Annotated in this window: 18 protein-coding genes; 10 read left to right on the plus strand and 8 right to left on the minus strand. The window is 70.9% G+C overall.

The window, feature by feature from the left end; all coding sequences use genetic code 11:
* Positions 1-20 precede the first annotated feature (20 nt).
* The 4 genes from ACZ6B1_RS09520 to groL all read left to right on the plus strand — a co-directional run bounded on the left by ACZ6B1_RS09520 (position 21) and on the right by groL (position 4,102).
* Positions 21-968 (plus strand): polysaccharide deacetylase family protein, encoded by a 948-nt coding sequence (locus ACZ6B1_RS09520; RefSeq protein ID WP_468776460.1) that lies wholly within the window; start codon positions 21-23, stop codon positions 966-968.
* A complete protein-coding gene (locus tag ACZ6B1_RS09525) occupies positions 965-1,813 on the plus strand; it encodes a polysaccharide deacetylase family protein (protein WP_468776462.1) in 849 nt (282 codons plus the stop codon). The genes ACZ6B1_RS09520 and ACZ6B1_RS09525 overlap by 4 nt, the downstream gene beginning before the upstream one ends.
* Positions 1,814-2,044: 231 nt before the next feature.
* On the plus strand, positions 2,045-2,353 hold the full coding sequence (groES, locus tag ACZ6B1_RS09530) for a co-chaperone GroES (protein WP_020132158.1): 309 nt from the start codon (positions 2,045-2,047) through the stop codon (positions 2,351-2,353).
* Positions 2,354-2,476: 123 nt separating this feature from the next.
* Positions 2,477-4,102 (plus strand): chaperonin GroEL, encoded by a 1,626-nt coding sequence (gene groL, locus ACZ6B1_RS09535; RefSeq protein WP_468776464.1) that lies wholly within the window; start codon positions 2,477-2,479, stop codon positions 4,100-4,102.
* A gap of 126 nt (positions 4,103-4,228) precedes the next feature.
* Here the strand turns inward: groL and ACZ6B1_RS09540 are convergent, their stop codons facing one another.
* Positions 4,229-4,708, minus strand: a complete 480-nt coding sequence (locus tag ACZ6B1_RS09540; protein ID WP_468776466.1) for a carboxymuconolactone decarboxylase family protein — start codon at positions 4,706-4,708, stop codon at positions 4,229-4,231.
* 192 nt (positions 4,709-4,900) lie between these two features.
* Between ACZ6B1_RS09540 and ACZ6B1_RS09545 the strand changes: the two genes are divergently transcribed.
* Entirely contained in the window at positions 4,901-5,818 is a 918-nt protein-coding gene (locus tag ACZ6B1_RS09545) for an RNA polymerase sigma-70 factor (RefSeq protein ID WP_468776467.1), read from the plus strand.
* Positions 5,819-5,948: 130 nt separating this feature from the next.
* Here ACZ6B1_RS09545 and ACZ6B1_RS09550 read toward each other — a convergent pair whose 3' ends face one another.
* The 6 genes from ACZ6B1_RS09550 to ACZ6B1_RS09575 all read right to left on the minus strand — a co-directional run bounded on the left by ACZ6B1_RS09550 (position 5,949) and on the right by ACZ6B1_RS09575 (position 10,827).
* Entirely contained in the window at positions 5,949-6,620 is a 672-nt protein-coding gene (locus ACZ6B1_RS09550; protein ID WP_468776469.1) for a contact-dependent growth inhibition system immunity protein, read from the minus strand.
* Positions 6,621-6,643: 23 nt separating this feature from the next.
* A complete protein-coding gene (locus ACZ6B1_RS09555) occupies positions 6,644-7,909 on the minus strand; it encodes an RNase A-like domain-containing protein (protein ID WP_468776471.1) in 1,266 nt (421 codons plus the stop codon).
* Entirely contained in the window at positions 7,906-8,259 is a 354-nt protein-coding gene (locus tag ACZ6B1_RS09560; RefSeq protein ID WP_468776472.1) for a hypothetical protein, read from the minus strand. The genes ACZ6B1_RS09555 and ACZ6B1_RS09560 overlap by 4 nt, the downstream gene beginning before the upstream one ends.
* 292 nt (positions 8,260-8,551) lie before the next feature.
* On the minus strand, positions 8,552-9,259 hold the full coding sequence (locus ACZ6B1_RS09565) for an ester cyclase (protein ID WP_468776474.1): 708 nt from the start codon (positions 9,257-9,259) through the stop codon (positions 8,552-8,554).
* Positions 9,260-9,332: 73 nt separating this feature from the next.
* Positions 9,333-10,106: an SDR family NAD(P)-dependent oxidoreductase gene (locus ACZ6B1_RS09570; RefSeq protein ID WP_468776476.1), complete on the minus strand. Its 774-nt coding sequence runs from the start codon at positions 10,104-10,106 to the stop codon at positions 9,333-9,335.
* Positions 10,107-10,158: 52 nt separating this feature from the next.
* Entirely contained in the window at positions 10,159-10,827 is a 669-nt protein-coding gene (locus ACZ6B1_RS09575) for an MOSC domain-containing protein (protein WP_468776478.1), read from the minus strand.
* 80 nt (positions 10,828-10,907) lie between these two features.
* Here ACZ6B1_RS09575 and ACZ6B1_RS09580 point away from each other — a divergent pair, with 80 nt between their 5' ends.
* Positions 10,908-11,816, plus strand: coding sequence for a LysR family transcriptional regulator (locus ACZ6B1_RS09580; protein WP_468776480.1), 909 nt, complete (start codon positions 10,908-10,910; stop codon positions 11,814-11,816).
* Between the two features lie 171 nt (positions 11,817-11,987).
* On the opposite strand, the gene ACZ6B1_RS09585 is transcribed toward ACZ6B1_RS09580, so the two are convergent.
* Entirely contained in the window at positions 11,988-12,317 is a 330-nt protein-coding gene (locus tag ACZ6B1_RS09585) for a WhiB family transcriptional regulator (RefSeq protein WP_393441341.1), read from the minus strand.
* A 381-nt stretch (positions 12,318-12,698) separates the two neighbouring features.
* Between ACZ6B1_RS09585 and ACZ6B1_RS09590 the strand changes: the two genes are divergently transcribed.
* The 4 genes from ACZ6B1_RS09590 to ACZ6B1_RS09605 all read left to right on the plus strand — a co-directional run bounded on the left by ACZ6B1_RS09590 (position 12,699) and on the right by ACZ6B1_RS09605 (position 17,452).
* Positions 12,699-13,310, plus strand: coding sequence for a response regulator transcription factor (locus tag ACZ6B1_RS09590; RefSeq protein ID WP_003948568.1), 612 nt, complete (start codon positions 12,699-12,701; stop codon positions 13,308-13,310).
* Positions 13,311-13,955: 645 nt separating this feature from the next.
* The gene (locus tag ACZ6B1_RS09595; protein ID WP_468776481.1) at positions 13,956-14,543 is read left to right on the plus strand and encodes a sigma-70 family RNA polymerase sigma factor; all 588 of its coding nucleotides are present in this window, start codon (positions 13,956-13,958) and stop codon (positions 14,541-14,543) included.
* A gap of 164 nt (positions 14,544-14,707) precedes the next feature.
* Complete coding sequence (gene guaB, locus ACZ6B1_RS09600) at positions 14,708-16,213, plus strand: IMP dehydrogenase (protein ID WP_468776483.1); 1,506 nt, start codon at positions 14,708-14,710, stop codon at positions 16,211-16,213.
* 114 nt (positions 16,214-16,327) lie between these two features.
* Positions 16,328-17,452, plus strand: a complete 1,125-nt coding sequence (locus ACZ6B1_RS09605) for a GuaB3 family IMP dehydrogenase-related protein (protein ID WP_143627805.1) — start codon at positions 16,328-16,330, stop codon at positions 17,450-17,452.
* Positions 17,453-17,486 lie beyond the last annotated feature (34 nt).

The following is a 17,486-nucleotide window of genomic DNA, read 5'->3' on the forward strand; positions in this document are numbered from 1 at the left end:
GCCTGCGAGGATCCGACGCCATGCGAGAAGTAGTACAAAATGACAAAAAGTGCTCACTCGGCAGGTGTTCGTCCCTTCCGGGGATCGCCCTGCGCTGCGGGGTGGCCGCACTCGTCTCGGCCGCCTTCGTCTCCGGCTGCGGCTCCCCGGACCAGGGCTCCGGCGCCCACTCCGGCCCCGGCCACAACTCCGGCCGGGGCGGCCCCGCCCAGGCGCTGAGCCCCGAGGCCCGCCGCGCCGCCGAACAGGCCCGGCTGGTCGCCGCCGCCCGGCGCTGGAACCTGGCCCGGGTGCCGCTGGCGGCCCCGGCGCCGCCCGCAGTCAAGCCGAAGATCACCCCGCGTGACGGCTTCGAGGTGGACGGTCAGGAGGAGGAGAACCTGCCCCCGGTCTTCACCACCGTCCCCACCGGCAAGAAGGTCGTCTTCCTCACCATCGACGACGGCGCCGAGAAGGACCCGGCGTTCCTGCGCATGATGAGCGACCTGAAGATCCCCTACTCGGCCTTCCTCAGCAACTACCTGGTGAAGGACGACTACGGCTACTTCCGCCGGATGCAGTCCGAGGGCCACACCCTCAACAACCACACCCTCACCCACCCGTACCTGCCCGGCCTCTCCTACGAACAGCAGCGGGACGAGATCTGCGGCATGCAGGACATCATGAAGAAGCAGTTCGGCAAGGCGCCCACCGTCTTCCGGCCGCCCTACGGCAACTACAACGGCGACACCCTGCGCGCCGCCAAGTCATGCGGCATCAAGTACGCGCCGATCTGGGACGAGGAGGTCTTCGTCGACCACTGGGAGTACCGCGACTGGGACCGCAGCCTGCACCCCGGTGACATCGTGCTCACCCACTTCCGCGGCCGCGACGACTGGGACGGCACGATGGTCGACGACATGCGCAGGTTCCTCGACAAGGTCACGCGCGAGGGATACGCCGTGGCGCGCCTGGAGGACTACCTGTGAGGCGCCGGGGGCAGCCGGCGGGCGGCCCGCTCCGGGTGCGGACCGCTCCGGCGGCCGCGTTCGCCGCGGCCCTCCTGCTCGCCGGCTGCGCCCAGTCCGTCGACCCCATCGAGCGCCTGGGCAAGCGGGCGGCCCAGGGGGCCCGGCCACCGAGCCCGGCCGCCGGCGCGGCGCACCGCCGCTGGGGCCTGACCGCCCCGCTCGCCGCCCCGCCGAGCCACCCGGCCCGGCCCCTCGGTACCCGCCGGCCGGACACCTCCCCGCCCCCGGTCGTGGACCGTGTCGACACCACCGACCGGGTCGTCTTCCTCACCTACGGCGACGGTGTCGAGCGGGACCCGCGGTTCGCCGACATGGTCCGAGAACTCCGTCTGCCGGTCAGCCTCTTCCTCACCGACAGCGTCGTGGGCCCCGGCTACGGCCGCTTCGCCCGACTGCGCGCGGTCGGCGCCGCGATCGAGAACCACACCCTCGACCACCCGGCGCTGCCCGGCCTGCCGTACGCCGGGCAGCGCGCCGAGATCTGCGGCCAGCGGGACAAGCTCGGCTCCCGCTTCGGTGTCCGCCCCCGCCTCCTGCGGCCGCCCCACGGCGCCTACGACGCCACCACCCTGCGCGCCGCCGCCGACTGCGGCGTCTCCGCCGTCGTCCTGTGGCGAGCCGCCCTCGGCTCCGGGGGCATCGACTACCGCAGGGGCCCACGGCACCTGGCCCCGGGCGACATCGTCCTTGTGGGCCCCGGCCAGGAGGCCGGCACCAGCCTGACGGAACGCACCTCGCGCCTGCTGCGCCACGCCCAGAGCCAGGGCCTGACGGTGGCCCGCCTCGAGGACTACCTGGCCTGACCGCACCCACCTGGGGGGCTCTCCACCGCCCCGGGCCGGCCGACGCGCCGCACCGCCATTGGCACTCCGCTTGACCGAGTGCTAATCGCGGTCATAGTCTCGGCTCTGGCACTCGGCAGATGAGAGTGCCAACTACGCGACGGGCAGGTCCGGCACCCGCGACGACGGATCCACCTGGTCGCCACCTCAGACAGTTAACCCCGTGAGATCTCCGAAGGGGGAGGTCGGACCGTGACGACCACCAGCTCCAAGGTTGCCATCAAGCCGCTCGAGGACCGCATCGTGGTCCAGCCGCTCGACGCCGAGCAGACCACCGCCTCTGGCCTGGTCATCCCGGACACCGCGAAGGAGAAGCCCCAGGAGGGCGCCGTCCTCGCCGTGGGCCCGGGCCGCTTCGAGAACGGCGAGCGCCTGCCGCTCGACGTCAAGGTCGGCGACGTCGTCCTGTACAGCAAGTACGGCGGCACCGAGGTGAAGTACAACGGCGAGGAGTACCTCGTCCTCTCGGCTCGCGACGTCCTCGCGATCATCGAGAAGTAAGTCACCTCGAGCACTTTTGATGCTTGACGCTGCGCCCCTGGCCCCCGCGACCACACAAGAAGCCGGGCGCCCGGGGCGCAGTGCCTTTTTCACCCACAGATTTCCGAGAGGGCTCCCGCTGTCATGGCGAAGATCCTGAAGTTCGACGAGGACGCCCGTCGCGCCCTCGAGCGCGGCGTCAACAAGCTGGCCGACACGGTGAAGGTGACGATCGGCCCCAAGGGCCGCAACGTCGTCATCGACAAGAAGTTCGGCGCGCCCACCATCACCAACGACGGTGTCACGATCGCCCGTGAGGTCGAGATCGAGGACCCGTACGAGAACCTCGGCGCCCAGCTGGTGAAGGAGGTGGCGACCAAGACCAACGACATCGCTGGTGACGGCACCACCACCGCCACCGTGCTGGCCCAGGCCCTGGTGCGCGAGGGTCTGCGCAACGTCGCCGCCGGTGCCTCCCCGGCGCTGCTCAAGAAGGGCATCGACGCCGCGGTCAAGGCCGTCTCCGACGACCTGCTCGCCTCGGCCCGCCCGATCGACGAGAAGTCCGACATCGCCGCCGTCGCCGCGCTGTCCGCCCAGGACCAGCAGGTCGGCGAGCTGATCGCCGAGGCCATGGACAAGGTCGGCAAGGACGGTGTCATCACCGTCGAGGAGTCCAACACCTTCGGTCTGGAGCTGGACTTCACCGAGGGCATGGCCTTCGACAAGGGCTACCTGTCGCCGTACTTCGTCACCGACCAGGAGCGTATGGAGGCCGTCCTCGACGACCCGTACATCCTGATCAACCAGGGCAAGATCAGCTCCATCCAGGACCTGCTGCCGCTGCTGGAGAAGGTCATCCAGTCGGGTGCCTCCAAGCCGCTGCTGATCATCGCCGAGGACGTCGACGGCGAGGCCCTGTCGACCCTGGTCGTCAACAAGATCCGCGGCACCTTCAACGCCGTCGCGGTGAAGGCCCCGGGCTTCGGCGACCGCCGCAAGGCCATGCTCCAGGACATCGCCACCCTCACCGGCGGCACCGTCATCTCCGAGGAGGTCGGCCTCAAGATCGACCAGGTCGGTCTGGACGTGCTCGGCTCCGCCCGCCGCGTGACCGTCACCAAGGACGACACCACGATCGTCGACGGCGGCGGCAACTCGGCGGACGTCGCGGGCCGCGTCGCGCAGATCAAGGCCGAGATCGAGAACACCGACTCCGACTGGGACCGCGAGAAGCTCCAGGAGCGCCTCGCGAAGCTGGCCGGCGGCGTGTGCGTGATCAAGGTCGGCGCCGCCACCGAGGTGGAGCTGAAGGAGAAGAAGCACCGTCTGGAGGACGCCATCTCCGCGACCCGCGCCGCGGTCGAGGAGGGCATCGTCTCCGGTGGTGGCTCCGCGCTGGTCCACGCCGTCAAGGTCCTCGAGGGCAACCTCGACAAGACCGGCGACGAGGCCACCGGTGTCGCGGTCGTCCGCCGCGCCGCCGTCGAGCCGCTGCGCTGGATCGCCGAGAACGCCGGCCTCGAGGGCTACGTCATCGTCTCCAAGGTGGCCGAGCTCGAGAAGGGCAGCGGCTACAACGCCGCCTCCGGCGAGTACGGCGACCTGATCAAGGCCGGCGTCATCGACCCGGTCAAGGTCACCCGCTCCGCCCTGGAGAACGCCGCCTCCATCGCCTCCCTCCTGCTCACGACCGAGACCCTGGTCGTCGAGAAGAAGGAAGAGGAGGAGCCGGCCGCGGCGGGCCACGGCCACGGCCACTCCCACTGAGGCACCTCAGCGACGAGGCCCGGCACCCTTCGGGGTGCCGGGCCTCCCGCGTTTCTCGTCCCCCGCGTTTCTCGTCCCCCGCGTTTTTCGTCCCGGCGTTATCCGCCCCTCGGAACCGCCTGCCGGTCAGCTCGACATGTTGTCGAACATCCCCGGCTCGTACGAACCCCCCGGGTGGTGCACGATCACGTTCATCCGGGTGGCCGCGTTGATCAGGGAGACCACGCAGACCAGCGCACCGACCTCGTCGTCGTCGAAGTGCTTGCGCACCTCGGCCCAGGTCTCGTCGGTCACACCCCGCTCGCCGAGTCGGGTGCCCTCCTCGGCGAGCGCCAGCGCGGCCCGCTCGGCCTCGGTGAACACGGTGGAGTGGCGCCAGGCGGCGACCAGGTTCAGCCGCAGCGCGGACTCACCGGCGGCCGCGGCCTCCTTGGTGTGGATGTCGACGCAGAAGCCGCAGCCGTTGAGCTGACCGACCCTCAGCTCCACCAGCTCCCGCAGGGCCTTCGGCAGCGTCGACTCCTCCAGGGCCAGCGAGGTGCCGTAGAACCGCTTCGCGACCTTCGCGGCGGTCGGGCTGTCGAGCAGGTTGAATCGGGGTTCCATGACCTTGTCCTCACTCGTGCGGGTACCGCCGCGCGAATCGTCCGCGGCGTCCTGACGACCACGAGACGCCGCCCGCCCGAGCCGTGTGACAGCCCTGGTGTGTGACGCAGCCCACTCGATGTGGTGTCACACACCGCCCGTCGCGGGCGTCTTGTGCGTGACACGAACGGGAGCCGACAGGGGGAGCCGGCCATGACCGAGCACAGCGCGCACACGGACGACACCACCGAGCCGTCCGCCGTCCTGGACCCCGCCACGGAGACCTTCGTCGCCCACCGCAACCTGCTGTTCACCGTCGCCTACGAGATGCTCGGCTCGGCCGCCGACGCCGAGGACGTCCTCCAGGAGACCTGGCTGCGCTGGGCCGACGTCGACCTGGACGCGGTGCGGGACCGGCGTGCCTATCTCGTCCGCATCACCACCCGCCAGGCGCTGACCCGCCTGCGCACGCTCCGCCTCCGCAAGGAGTCCTACGTCGGCCCCTGGCTCCCCGAGCCACTGCTGACCACGCCCGACGTGGCCGAGGACGTCGAGCTGGCCGACAGCGTCTCCATGGCGATGCTGCTGGTACTGGAGACCCTGGCACCGACCGAGCGCGCGGTGTTCGTCCTGCGCGAGGTGTTCGACCTGGGGTACGACGAGATCGCGGAGGCCGTCGACAAGACCCCGGCCGCCGTCCGCCAGATCGCCCACCGGGCACGGACCCACGTGGCGGCCCGCCGCCCCCGCGAGGCCGTCTCCCCGGCCCGGGCCCGCGACGCGCTCGCCGCGTTCCGGCGGGCCGTCGAAACGGGGGACCCGCGGGGCCTGCTCGACCTGATCGCACCGGACGTCGTCCTGCTGACCGACGGTGGCGGAGTCGTCCGGGCCGCCCTGCGGCCGGTGGTGGGCGCCGCCGAGGTCATCCAGGTCCTGAGCAGGATCGACACCACGGTCTCCCTGCGACCGGCCCACATCAACGGCCACCCGGCCCTGCTGCTCCACCGCGGCCACGAACTCGACACCGTCATCGCCCTCCGCCTCGACGCCGGCCTCATCACGGGCCTCTACGCGGTCCGCAACCCGGAGAAGCTGTCCCGGATCGGCAGGGAGACGGCGATGAGCCGGTGAGCGGTGCCGGGCCGGGGATGAGTGCGGCTGACACCACAGCGGTTCCGGTTTGCCGATGCCGGCGAAGGGGTCGCGCTTGGATCTCGCCGGCGCGTGGCGTCGGCGCTGAGCCGGTGCCGCACGCCCGCTGTCAGGTCGTGCCTCTGCCCAGGCGGTGCGTGATGATGCCCTGGACGTCGGTGAGCCACTGGCGCAGTGAGACGCCCGCAGGCGGGGGCTCGCCAAGGCCGAGTGCTGCTGCCGCCTCACGGAGCTCGTGCTCTGATGGGTTCAGAGCCAGGAATTCCGTGATGTCGGACGCGGCTTGCCTCACGTCCTCGGCCGGCTCGCCGGAAAGGTAGTCATCCACGGCCTCGGCATGGGACTGGTACTCGATGTCCAGGCTGTCCTGGTAGAAGTACCCTCCGAGCAGATGGGCCAGTGCCGGAAATCGCTCTCGCCATTCCCAAGCGATCGTGGGGCGCACCGACGGGCGGGGGGCCGCTGGAGAGGCGACGAAGCCCTCCAGATGGTGCAGGACGACGCGAAGGCAGTCCTCCACACCGACGCCCGGGGGTGGCGCGATGTGCGGGAGCAGATCAACATCGTCCGCGATCTCTTCGTTGAAGAGCCCGAGTGCCAGAAGTTCCTCGATCTCCCGCGCTGCTTCAGCCGCACGCTCCGGTGCGTAGGCAGCCGCACGGAGATACGCGCTCAGAGCCGTACCGGTTGCCTCCAACGTGTCGTCGAAGGCATGACCGGGCTGTTCGTACGCCCGAAGAAGCTCACGTAGTTCCTGAAAGCGGTCGTCCACCGGTGTCATCGTCGCTGTCGGCCTGTCTGGTTCTAGGGGACGGGGTAGGAGGTGAGGACGCGGTAGCCCATCTCGGCCGATGGGTCCCGTTTGAGGATCACTCTGGCACCCTTCACCCACTCCGGCGGAGCCCCCTGGACGAAGTTCGCACGAGACAGGCTCAGGCCGGTGTGGTCGTCGAAGTGGGTCTCCAACTCGAGCTTCCGGCTCTTGTTCTTGGCGAGCCACGCCTCGATGTCCTTCTGTCGAGCGAGCACCACGTTGTCGGTCGCCCGCTGCGCGGACGCCTCGTCCACGTATCGCGAGACCGTGTCCCTCTCCGGCTCCGCTCGCAGCCGCGCACGCAGATCTCGAGTGGTCACCTCCACGTGCTTGGCCAGGGTGTGGGATCCGTTCTTCCCCTCGTCACCGACGACGTCCGCCCGGTACTTCGGCTTGACCGCGCCCTTGCGTTTGCTGCGCGGCCAGGCGTTCGGCTCGCCGTCGCCCTTCATCAGCAGGCCGAGGTCGTCCGCCGACGCCGTCACGCCGCCAGGCAGTGCGAACTCGGGGGAGAGGCCGGGCAGCCGGACTCCGCCCAGGAGTTCGCTCCAGCCGCCTGCCCTGCTCGCGGCCCTGACGGCTGCGCCCCCACCGCCGAAGCCACCGCCCAGGAGCGCGCCGTAAGCGGCGGCGTCGCGGGCCTCGTCGAGGCTGAGCCCCTTCTGCTCACCCAGTGCGATGGACATGGGCTGGGCGACAGCGAGGTCCACGGTGACGGACTCGATGCCCGCGATCGCGGCGGTGGCCAGGGTGGTGCCCGCGATGGTGGCGACCTCGGCCGTGACCGTGACACCCAGCCCGGCGGCGAGTTCGGCGACGGTCGCGGCGGCCGCGACGGCCGCTCCTTCGGAGAGACCCGCGGTGAAGACGGCCAGGAGGGTGCCCGCCACGAGGGTGGCGCCGACGATCTCCAGTTCGTGTTCGAGTTTCTTCTTCGCGGCGTGTACGGCGTCGGCGTAGGCGTCCAGGGCCTTGGCCATGTCGCGGGCGCCGTCGGACAGGTCCTTCAGCCAGCCGTGCCTGTCGTGGTAGTACCGGCGCCAGAAGGGGTCGTCGAAGGCGGAGATGGCCTCGCCCCTGTTGTGCTCGATCAGGGAGCGGGCGGCCCTGTTGGCGGCGGCGGTGACGTCCTCGACGTCGTCGGCGAAGTCCCGCCACGCCTTCGCGGCGTCCCGCAACCCGTCGACGTCGGCCGCCGGCCACCACATGCCCGTCAGGTCCTGGACGACCTTGCGAGCCTTGTCGGCGGTGCTCACTTGCCGTGGCCCCCGGTGTCGTGAGGGACGTCGACCCGGCTGAACATCGAGCGGATCAGCTGTTCGTTGTCGATGTGGCCGTCGGCCATGTCGGCCATCGCCGTGTGGATACTGGCCAGGCCGTCGGCGAGGATCCGGGCGGACTGTTCGATCCGCTTGACCAGGGGCCCGTAGGACTCGTGGAACTTGGTGCCCTGCTCGTCGTCGCCCCAGGGCGCTCCGGCCGCCGACAGCCCGGTCCTCAGCTTGGTCAGTGCGTGTGCGAGCGCAACGCTTTCGTGGCTGAAACGAGGCGCCGTCCTCTTGATGTCGGCGATCTTGATGTCGAGTATCTCGCCCTGTTCACCCATGACTTGGTGTCCTCCCCCTCCGTCGGTCGCCCGGACCGTTTCGACTCTAACCCGGAGACTTCGTGTGCAAGTTCGATTACCGCAAAGGGGGAGCAAAGGGTGTCGTCGGGTTCTGGGCGGCGCCGGCGATGCGGCTCGGAGATCCGTTTCGCCGTTGAGCTGCACGCCCATCTGAATCACGTGGTCGAGGGCCTCTTGCAGACGGAGGAGTACGGCCGTGCTGGTCCGTGACGCCGAGCGGCCGGGGAAGCCCCGTCGCCCGCCCGGCGCCGGGGCTTCCGACCGACCTCGCCTACTGCTCCAGCTCGTCCAGCGCCCCCAGCTGCTGCATCAGCCCCAGCTGGTCGTGCTGCCACCAGGTTTCGGTGATCTTGCCGTGGGGGCCGAAGCGGAAGAGGGTCATGCCGGTCATGGTGACCTGGCGGCCGGTCGCCGGGATGCCCAGGAAGTCGGCCTTGTGGGTCGCGTGCCAGGTCCAGCGCGCGCAGGCCTGGTCGCCCTGGGCCAGCACGTCGTCGACCGTGAAGGCGAAGTCGAAGGCGGCGCGCCACATCCGGTACTCGCTGCGGACGCTGTCCAGCCCGATGGTGTCCTGCGGGTTCACCGGGTCGTGGCTGTGGATGTCCTCGTCCAGCAGGTCGTTGAGCGGCGGCAGCTCGCCCTCGCTCTCCAGGGCCGCGAAGAGCCGCCGTACGGCATCGAGGCCCAGCTGCTCGTCCCTGACGACGTCCAGGTCCGTGAACGTCGGCGTCTCGTCGCACAGGGCGACCATGTCCCGGAAGATCCTGCCGGTCTCCGGGAGGTCCGAGTTCCGCATCGCCTCCTCGTACGACGGGAACTCCACCACCTCGACGATGTGCGACGCGTCCGAGCGGTCCTTGCCGACCACCGCGTGCGTCGCCGTGCGCCGTCCCTTGCTCTGGGTGACCCAGTCGTCCATGAGCCGGTTCATCTCGTCCAGCCGGCTCGTCCTGCACTCGATGAGCTGTACGAAGGTCATGTCACCGCCTCCGGCCCCCCTGGTCCGGTACCGACCCGACCATCTTCCCACCGGAACGGCGGCGTCACCCGTGCTACTGGGGCCCGTACTTGCGGCCCGTCCGCGAGCTGATCCCGCCCAGCAGGCCGCGCGGGGTGACCTTCACCAGTCCCATCAGCGCCTTGTAGCGCGGGTCCGGGATGGACAGCGACTTCCCGCGCGCGAGGTCGGCCAGCGCCGCCGCGACCAGCTTGTCCGCGTCCAGCCACATCCAGCCGGGGATGTTGTCCGTGCCCATCCCGGCCCGCTCGTGGAACTCGGTGCGCACGAAGCCGGGGCACAGCGCCATCAGCCGGACCCCGCTGCCCGCCAGGTCCTTCGCCGCGCCCTGGGTGAACTGCACGACCCACGCCTTCGAGGCGCCGTAGGTGCCCCGGGGCACGAAGGCGGCCACCGACGCCACGTTGACCACACCGCCCCGGCCGCGCTCCCGCATCGCCCCGGTGGCCGCCGAGGTCAGCCGCAGCACCGCCTCGCAGTGCACCTTGAGCATCCTCAGCTCGTCGGCCATGGACACCTCGAGGAAGCGGCCCTTGTTGCCGAAGCCGGCGTTGTTGATCAGCAGGTCGACCGGGTTGCGCCGGTCGCCGAGCCGGTCGGCCACCGTGTCGATGCCCTTGTCCTCGGCGAGGTCGGCGGTGAGCACCTCCACCTCGACACCGTGCCGGTCGTGCAGCTCGGTCGCCTGCTCGCGCAGCCGCTTGGTGTCCCGCGCCACCAGGACGAGGTCATGCCCGTCAGCCGCCAGGCGCCGCGCGAACGCGGCGCCGATCCCCGCGGTCGATCCCGTAATCAGAGCCGTTGTCATGGCCCAAGGGTAGTGACCCGGAGCGAGCGCGTCCGCCGGCGGTGACGGCCTCTCAGCGGGCCTGAGCGGCGACGTACTTGCGGGCCGCGGCCAGGGCCTCCGGGTGCAGCGCCTCGCCGGCCGCGAGCAGCCCGGGCAGCAGTTCCCGCTCGGTGGTGACCGCGCGGAACTCCATCGCCGCCGTCACTCCGTGGTCCGGCCGGTGGACGATCTCGATGGAGTCGCCCGCACGTATCTCCCCCGGTTCGATCACCCGCAGGTAGGCGCCGGTCGCGCCCTTCCGGGTGAATCTCCTCACCCAGCCCCGTTCGGCCAGATGGCCCTGGAAGGTGCGGCACGGGATCCGGCCGGAGGTGACCTCCAGTACGACCTCGGAACCGATCCGCCAGCGCTCGCCGATCAGCGCCCCGGACACGTCGAGACCGTCCGTCGTGAGGTTCTCGCCGAAGCAGCCGTTGGCCAGCGTCCGGCCGAGCTCGCGCTCCCAGTCGTCGAGGTCCTCGCGCGCGAAGGCGTACACCGCCTGGTCGTCACCGCCGTGGTGGCGGGTGTCGCACACCGTGTCCCCCGCGACACCGCTCGCGCCGATCCCCTTGGGACCGGGCGCCGCCACCCGCACCGGGCCCTCGGTGGGCCGCTTGTCGATGCCCGTCACACCCTGCGGCTGGTCCGTGTACGGCACCGGCTGCGCGCTGCCCAGGTTGACCGAGAGAAGCTTCATGCCCGCAAGGTACGGGACCGGACCCCAAAGCGTCGACGCAATATTGGGCGCCGCATCCAAGCCCGGCTTATGCTTCATCGGTGATCGAGGCCCGTCATCTCCGCGTCCTGCGCGCCGTCGCCACCACCGGATCCTTCTCCGCCGCTGGGCGCGAGCTGGGCTGCACCCAGCCCGCCGTCAGCCAGCAGATGAAGGCCCTGGAGGCCTCGGTGGGCACCCCGCTGCTGGTCCGCAGCGGCCGCGAGATGCGGCTGACCGAGGCCGGCGAGGCCCTGGTCCGGCACGCCTCCGGCATCCTCGCAGGGCTCACCGCGGCCGAGGAGGAGGTCGCCGCGATCGCGGGGCTGCGCGCCGGCCGGGTGCGGCTCGTCTCCTTCCCCAGCGGCAGCTCCACCCTCGTGCCCACCGCCCTGGCCGCACTCCGCGCCGCCCACCCCGGCACCCGCGTCTCCCTCGAGGAGGCCGAGCCCCCGAGGTCCGTGGAGCTGCTGCGCGAGGGCGACTGCGACCTGGCGCTCGCCTTCCGTTACGAGGGCGCGGCCGTCGCCGAGGAGTGGGACGACCTCGTCGTACGGCCCCTGCTGACGGACCGCCTGGTCGCCCTGGTGCCCGAACGTCATCCGCTCGCGCGCGCGGAGTCCGTCGCCATCGGTGAGCTGGCCCGGGAGCCCTGGATCGCGGGCTGCCCGCGCTGCCGCGGCCAGTTGGTGGAGGTGTGCGAGAGCGCCGGCTTCACGCCCCGCATCGACTTCGCCACCGACGACTACCCGGCGGTGGTCGGCCTGGTGGGCGCGGGACTCGGGGTCGCCGTGCTGCCGCAGCTCGCGGTGGAGTCGGTACGGCCGAGAGGGGTGCGTACGGTGGATCTGGAACCGGTGGTCCGGCGGCAGATCGTCGCCCTCACCCTGCCCGACCTGGCACAGGTGCCGGCCGTGGCGGCGACGCTGGAGCAGCTCGCCCGAGCGGCCGGGCGGGAGTACCGGGAGTAGCGGCCCGACGGCCTGGTCGCGGCACGCGCGGTACTGCGGCGAGGCGGCGCGCCGGCTCCGGTGGCGACGCCGCGGGCAGGGTGCGCGGTGGCAGAGTCGCGGGCACGCGGTCGGCGTGCCCGGCGGGGGATGGGAAGCACCCGGTGGTCTGTGGGTGCAGAAACGTTTCCTTCAGTGATGAGGGGCGGTGTCGCCACTGGTGGTCGAGGCCGTCACCAGGCGGTTGCGTGCCCGACCCATCAACTCCTCACGCTCGTCCTCGGTCAAGCCGCCCCAGACTCCGTACGGCTCGCGCACCGCCAGCGCGTGCGCGGCGCACTCCGCACGGACCGGGCACCTCATGCAGACCTCCTTGGCCGAGTTCTCTCGAGCGCTCCGAGCCGCCCCGCGCTCGCCCTCGGGGTGAAAGAAGAGCGAGCTGTCCACTCCGCGGCAGGCAGCCAGCAGCTGCCAGTCCCATAGGTCCGCGTTCGGTCCGGGAAGGCGGGAGAAATCTGCCATTACGTGACCCCTTGTAGCCGTTCTGGGCGGATCCGGTGCCATCGACCGTACATCTCCGGTCTAAGGAGATGAAAATATGACTCATTGCGAATCTAGCCCTAGACACTAAGAAACGGGAGCAAAAGCGACTAAATGGGGCATGGGTTGTGATGAAAAGTTGAGAGTCTGTTGGGCATGTCTGCACCGTGTCGAGACCCTCACGTAGAGTGCCGAAGACGGTATGTAGCCCCGTAACTCTTTCGAGTGACCGTCGTTGAGAGTGCGGAGGCGGTTGAAAACACAAGCGCTCGGGCAGGCGTCCGAAGCGGTCGACCGCACAGGTGACGATTCCGTACCAGCCTGGAGGCTCAAGGTGACGCGCATCAGCTGTGGAGGGCGGTCATGACTTCCGTCCTCGTCTGCGACGACTCCCCGCTTGCCCGAGAGGCGCTCCGCCGCGCGGTGGCGACCGTGCCCGGCGTCGAGCGCGTGACGACGGCGGCCAACGGCGAGGAAGTCCTCCGCCGCTGGGGTGCCGACCGCTCCGACCTCATCCTGATGGACGTACGCATGCCCGGCCTGGGCGGCGTCGAGACCGTGCGCCGCCTGCTGTCCGCGGACCCGGGCGCGCGCATCATCATGCTGACCGTCGCCGAGGACCTCGACGGTGTGGCCCTCGCGGTGGCCGCCGGCGCCCGGGGCTACCTGCACAAGGACGCCTCGCGCGCGGAGCTGCGCGCCACGGTGACGCAGGCCCTCGCCGACCCCACTTGGCGGCTGGCCCCGCGCCGTCTGCGCTCGGCGGAGATGGGCGCCGCGCCCACCCTCACGGCGCGCGAGATCCAGGTCCTCGAGGGCATGAGCCACGGACGTTCCAACGCCGAGATCGGCCGCGAGCTGTTCCTCTCCGAGGACACCGTCAAGACGCACGCCCGCCGGCTGTTCAAGAAGCTCGGCGCCTCGGACCGGGCCCACGCGGTGGCACTCGGCTTCCGCTGGGGACTGGTCCGGTAGGACATGCGCCGCGGCGCACGGCCGTGGCCGGCCCCTGGTGTCCCCGTCTGCCGCGTGGCGGACGGGGACCAGCGTGGCCGGGGGCGAGGCGGTCCGGTCGTGGGACGACGGGCGGGCGCGGGTGCTGCCCGGCGGTCTGTCGGCAGGTGTCGGCGACCGTCGGCCGCGGCCCGGGGCGACGACCCGTGGCCATGCGGCCGATCGGTGTACGCGCGTTCGAGCGGAGCCGCGGGCCGGTGGCGCGCATGGTGACTGTGGGTGACGATTCCCGCCCGCCCGGGAGCTTCGGTCATCCGGCTCTCCCGGTCACCTCCCCGGTGGTCCGCCGGTCGGCCGACGTCCGCCGCGAGGGCTCGGCCGTTCGCCCGCGAACCCGTCCATCGGGGAGCGAGGCGCTGCGGCACGTGCTGCCGGTGGGCGGTGGGAGGCACGCGGACGGGGCCGGGCGGGGCGGACCGCGGACGCCCGCTGCTCGTTTCGGCGCGGATGCCGCATCCTTGAGTTGTGGAGTCTCTCGGGGACGAGTCGGTCGAGCGGAAGGGGAGGGCGCAGGGGATGAGTGCCGGCGCACCTACTCATAACGCTTCGGTGCACAACCACGGGCACGATGCGACGGACCGGACGGCCGCAGGGCACCATGGACCGATGCGCGACGACGAGGCGGGCACGGCCCATGGGGCGTTCGGCACGCTCGTGCACCGCGCCGTCGACGGCGACGCGCAGGCCACGCACGACCTGCTCGCCCATGTCCACCCCCTCGCGCTGCGCTACTGCCGCACCCGGCTGTCCCGGCTCCCGGGCGACGCGCGCCACTTCGTGGAGGACCTCGCCCAGGAGGTCTGCGTGGCGGTGCTGCTCGCCCTGCCCCGCTACCGGGACACCGGCCGCCCCTTCGAGGCCTTCGTCTTCGCCATCGCCTCGCACAAGGTGGCCGACCTCCAGCGCGCCGCGATGCGCCACCCGGGCTCCACGGCCATCCCCTCGGACGAGATGCCGGAGCGCCCCGACGACTCCCTCGGCCCCGAGGAGCGCGCCCTGCTCAGCAGCGACGCCGAGTGGGCCAAGAAACTGCTGGCCAACCTGCCCGAGAACCAGCGGGAGCTGCTCCTGCTGCGCATCGCCGTGGGCTTGACCGCGGAGGAGACGGGGCAGATGTTGGGAATGTCACCCGGCGCGGTCCGGGTCGCCCAGCACCGGGCGCTGAGCCGCCTGCGCGCACTGGCCGAGCAGTAACCCTGCTGGACGGAGCCTCCGGGGCTCCCTCCGCTGAACGGGCACACGGTCGTTCCCGTACGAACATACGAAGCCTGAAGCGGCGCCCTGACGTGGAATTTGCTAGCGAAGCTTGCCGTTAGCATGGACATCCGCACCGATCAAGGCCATTTGGGGAAGGTGTCATGACTGCAAACGTCGACGGAGTGCCCGGAAAATTCGCGACACTCGGGCTGACCTACGACGACGTGCTGCTGCTGCCGGGCGCATCCGAGGTGCTCCCCAACGCGGTCGACACCTCGTCCCGCATCTCCCGCAACGTACGGGTGAACATCCCGATGCTCTCGGCGGCGATGGACAAGGTGACCGAGTCCCGCATGGCCATCGCGATGGCCCGGCTGGGCGGCGTCGGCGTGCTGCACCGCAACCTCTCCGTCGAGGACCAGGTCAACCAGGTCGACCTGGTGAAGCGGTCCGAGTCCGGCATGGTCACCGACCCGATCACGGTGCACCCCGAGGCCACGCTCGGCGAGGCGGACGCGCTGTGCGCCAAGTTCCGCATCAGCGGTGTCCCGGTCACCAACCCCGCCGGCAAGCTGCTCGGCATCGTGACCAACCGCGACATGGCCTTCGAGAGCGACCGCAGCCGCCGCGTGCACGAGGTCATGACCCCGATGCCGCTGGTCACCGGCAAGGTCGGCATCTCCGGCCCCGAGGCCATGGAGCTGCTGCGGAAGCACAAGATCGAGAAGCTGCCGCTGGTGGACGACGAGGGCGTCCTCAAGGGCCTGATCACGGTCAAGGACTTCGTCAAGGCCGAGAAGTACCCCAACGCCGCGAAGGACGCCGAGGGTCGGCTGCTCGTCGGTGCCGCGGTCGGCGCCAGCCCCGAGGCGCTGGAGCGGGCCCAGGCGCTCGCCGGGGCCGGTGTGGACTTCCTGGTCGTCGACACCTCGCACGGCCACAACAGCAACGCCCTGAGCTGGATGTCCAAGATCAAGTCGAGCGTGAACGTCGACGTGGTCGGCGGCAACGTCGCCACGCGCGACGGCGCCCAGGCGCTGATCGACGCCGGCGTGGACGGCATCAAGGTGGGCGTGGGCCCTGGCTCCATCTGCACCACCCGCGTCGTCGCCGGCATCGGCGTCCCGCAGGTCACCGCGATCTACGAGGCGTCCCTCGCGGCCCGTTCCGCCGGTGTCCCGCTGATCGGCGACGGCGGCCTGCAGTACTCCGGCGACATCGGCAAGGCGCTGGCCGCCGGCGCCGACACGGTGATGCTGGGCAGCCTCCTCGCCGGCTGTGAGGAGTCCCCTGGCGAGCTGCTCTTCATCAACGGCAAGCAGTTCAAGTCGTACCGCGGCATGGGCTCGCTCGGCGCCATGCAGTCCCGCGGCCAGGGCAGGTCGTACTCCAAGGACCGCTACTTCCAGGCCGACGTCACGGCCGACGAGAAGCTCGTGCCCGAGGGCGTCGAGGGCCAGGTGCCCTACCGCGGCCCGCTCGCCAACGTGCTGCACCAGCTCGTCGGTGGTCTGCGCCAGACCATGGGTTACGTGGGCGCCGCCACCATCGAGGAGATGGAGTCCAAGGGCCGCTTCGTGCGGATCACCTCGGCGGGCCTGAAGGAGAGCCACCCGCACGACATCCAGATGACGGTCGAGGCGCCGAACTACAGCAACAAGAAGTGACGCACGCGCGCGCGTGACGGGCATCGGCGGCGGCCCCGGAACCTCCGGGGCCGCCGTTGCCGTGCCCGTCGGCGATACTGGAAGACGCTGAACGCATCAGGGAAAGGCCAAGACGTGACTGAGATCGAGATCGGGCGCGGCAAGCGCGGCCGCCGGGCGTACGCCTTCGACGACATCGCCGTCGTCCCCAGCCGCCGTACGCGGGACCCGAAGGAGGTCTCGATCGCCTGGCAGATCGACGCCTACCGGTTCGAGCTGCCGTTCCTGGCCGCCCCCATGGACTCGGTCGTCTCCCCGGCCACCGCGATCCGCATCGGCGAGCTGGGCGGCCTGGGCGTACTGAACCTCGAGGGCCTGTGGACGCGGCACGAGGACCCGCAGCCGCTGCTCGACGAGATCGCCGAGCTGCCCGCCGAGCAGGCGACCCGCCGCCTCCAGGAGATCTACGCGGCGCCCATCAAGGAGGAGCTGATCGGCGCCCGCATCAAGGAGGTGCGCGACTCCGGCGTGGTCACGGCGGCCGCGCTCTCCCCGCAGCGCACCGCCCAGTTCTCCAAGGCGGTCGTGGACGCGGGCGTGGACATCTTCGTCATCCGCGGTACGACGGTCTCCGCGGAGCACGTGTCGTCCTCGCACGAGCCGCTGAACCTCAAGCAGTTCATCTACGAGCTCGACGTGCCGGTGATCGTGGGCGGCTGCGCCACCTACACCGCGGCCCTGCACCTGATGCGCACCGGCGCGGCGGGCGTGCTGGTGGGCTTCGGCGGCGGCGCCGCGCACACCACGCGCAACGTGCTCGGCATCCAGGTCCCGATGGCGACGGCGGTCGCCGACGTGGCCGCGGCCCGCCGCGACTACATGGACGAGTCCGGCGGCCGGTACGTGCACGTGATCGCGGACGGCGGTGTCGGCTGGTCCGGCGACCTGCCCAAGGCGATCGCCTGCGGCGCCGACTCCGTCATGATGGGCTCCCCGCTGGCCCGCGGCACGGACGCGCCCGGCAAGGGCCACCACTGGGGCATGGAGGCCGTCAACGAGGAGCTGCCCCGCGGCCAGAAGGTCGACCTGGGCACGGTCGGCACCATCGAGGAGATCCTCACCGGCCCGTCCCACACCCCTGACGGCTCCATGAACTTCTTCGGCGCCCTGCGCCGCGCCATGGCCACCACCGGCTACAGCGAGCTGAAGGAGTTCCAGCGGGTCGAGGTGACGGTCGCGGACAGCCAGCACCGCCGCTGAGCCTTCGGGACCCGGAAAGGGCCGGTCATCCAGC

The organism is Streptomyces sp. NPDC041129 (assembly GCF_055592265.1).

Coding starts and splice junctions, on each gene's coding strand:
- ACZ6B1_RS09585 (WP_393441341.1), bottom strand. CDS start 12,317: ATGGCAGATTTCTCCCGCCTTCCCGGACCGAACGCGGACCTATGGGAC.
- ACZ6B1_RS09560 (WP_468776472.1), bottom strand. CDS start 8,259: ATGGGTGAACAGGGCGAGATACTCGACATCAAGATCGCCGACATCAAG.
- ACZ6B1_RS09595 (WP_468776481.1), top strand. CDS start 13,956: ATGCGCGACGACGAGGCGGGCACGGCCCATGGGGCGTTCGGCACGCTC.
- ACZ6B1_RS09545 (WP_468776467.1), top strand. CDS start 4,901: ATGACCGAGCACAGCGCGCACACGGACGACACCACCGAGCCGTCCGCC.
- groL (WP_468776464.1), top strand. CDS start 2,477: ATGGCGAAGATCCTGAAGTTCGACGAGGACGCCCGTCGCGCCCTCGAG.
- ACZ6B1_RS09565 (WP_468776474.1), bottom strand. CDS start 9,259: ATGACCTTCGTACAGCTCATCGAGTGCAGGACGAGCCGGCTGGACGAG.
- ACZ6B1_RS09540 (WP_468776466.1), bottom strand. CDS start 4,708: ATGGAACCCCGATTCAACCTGCTCGACAGCCCGACCGCCGCGAAGGTC.
- ACZ6B1_RS09570 (WP_468776476.1), bottom strand. CDS start 10,106: ATGACAACGGCTCTGATTACGGGATCGACCGCGGGGATCGGCGCCGCG.
- ACZ6B1_RS09550 (WP_468776469.1), bottom strand. CDS start 6,620: ATGACACCGGTGGACGACCGCTTTCAGGAACTACGTGAGCTTCTTCGG.
- ACZ6B1_RS09575 (WP_468776478.1), bottom strand. CDS start 10,827: ATGAAGCTTCTCTCGGTCAACCTGGGCAGCGCGCAGCCGGTGCCGTAC.
- guaB (WP_468776483.1), top strand. CDS start 14,708: ATGACTGCAAACGTCGACGGAGTGCCCGGAAAATTCGCGACACTCGGG.
- ACZ6B1_RS09520 (WP_468776460.1), top strand. CDS start 21: ATGCGAGAAGTAGTACAAAATGACAAAAAGTGCTCACTCGGCAGGTGT.
- ACZ6B1_RS09590 (WP_003948568.1), top strand. CDS start 12,699: ATGACTTCCGTCCTCGTCTGCGACGACTCCCCGCTTGCCCGAGAGGCG.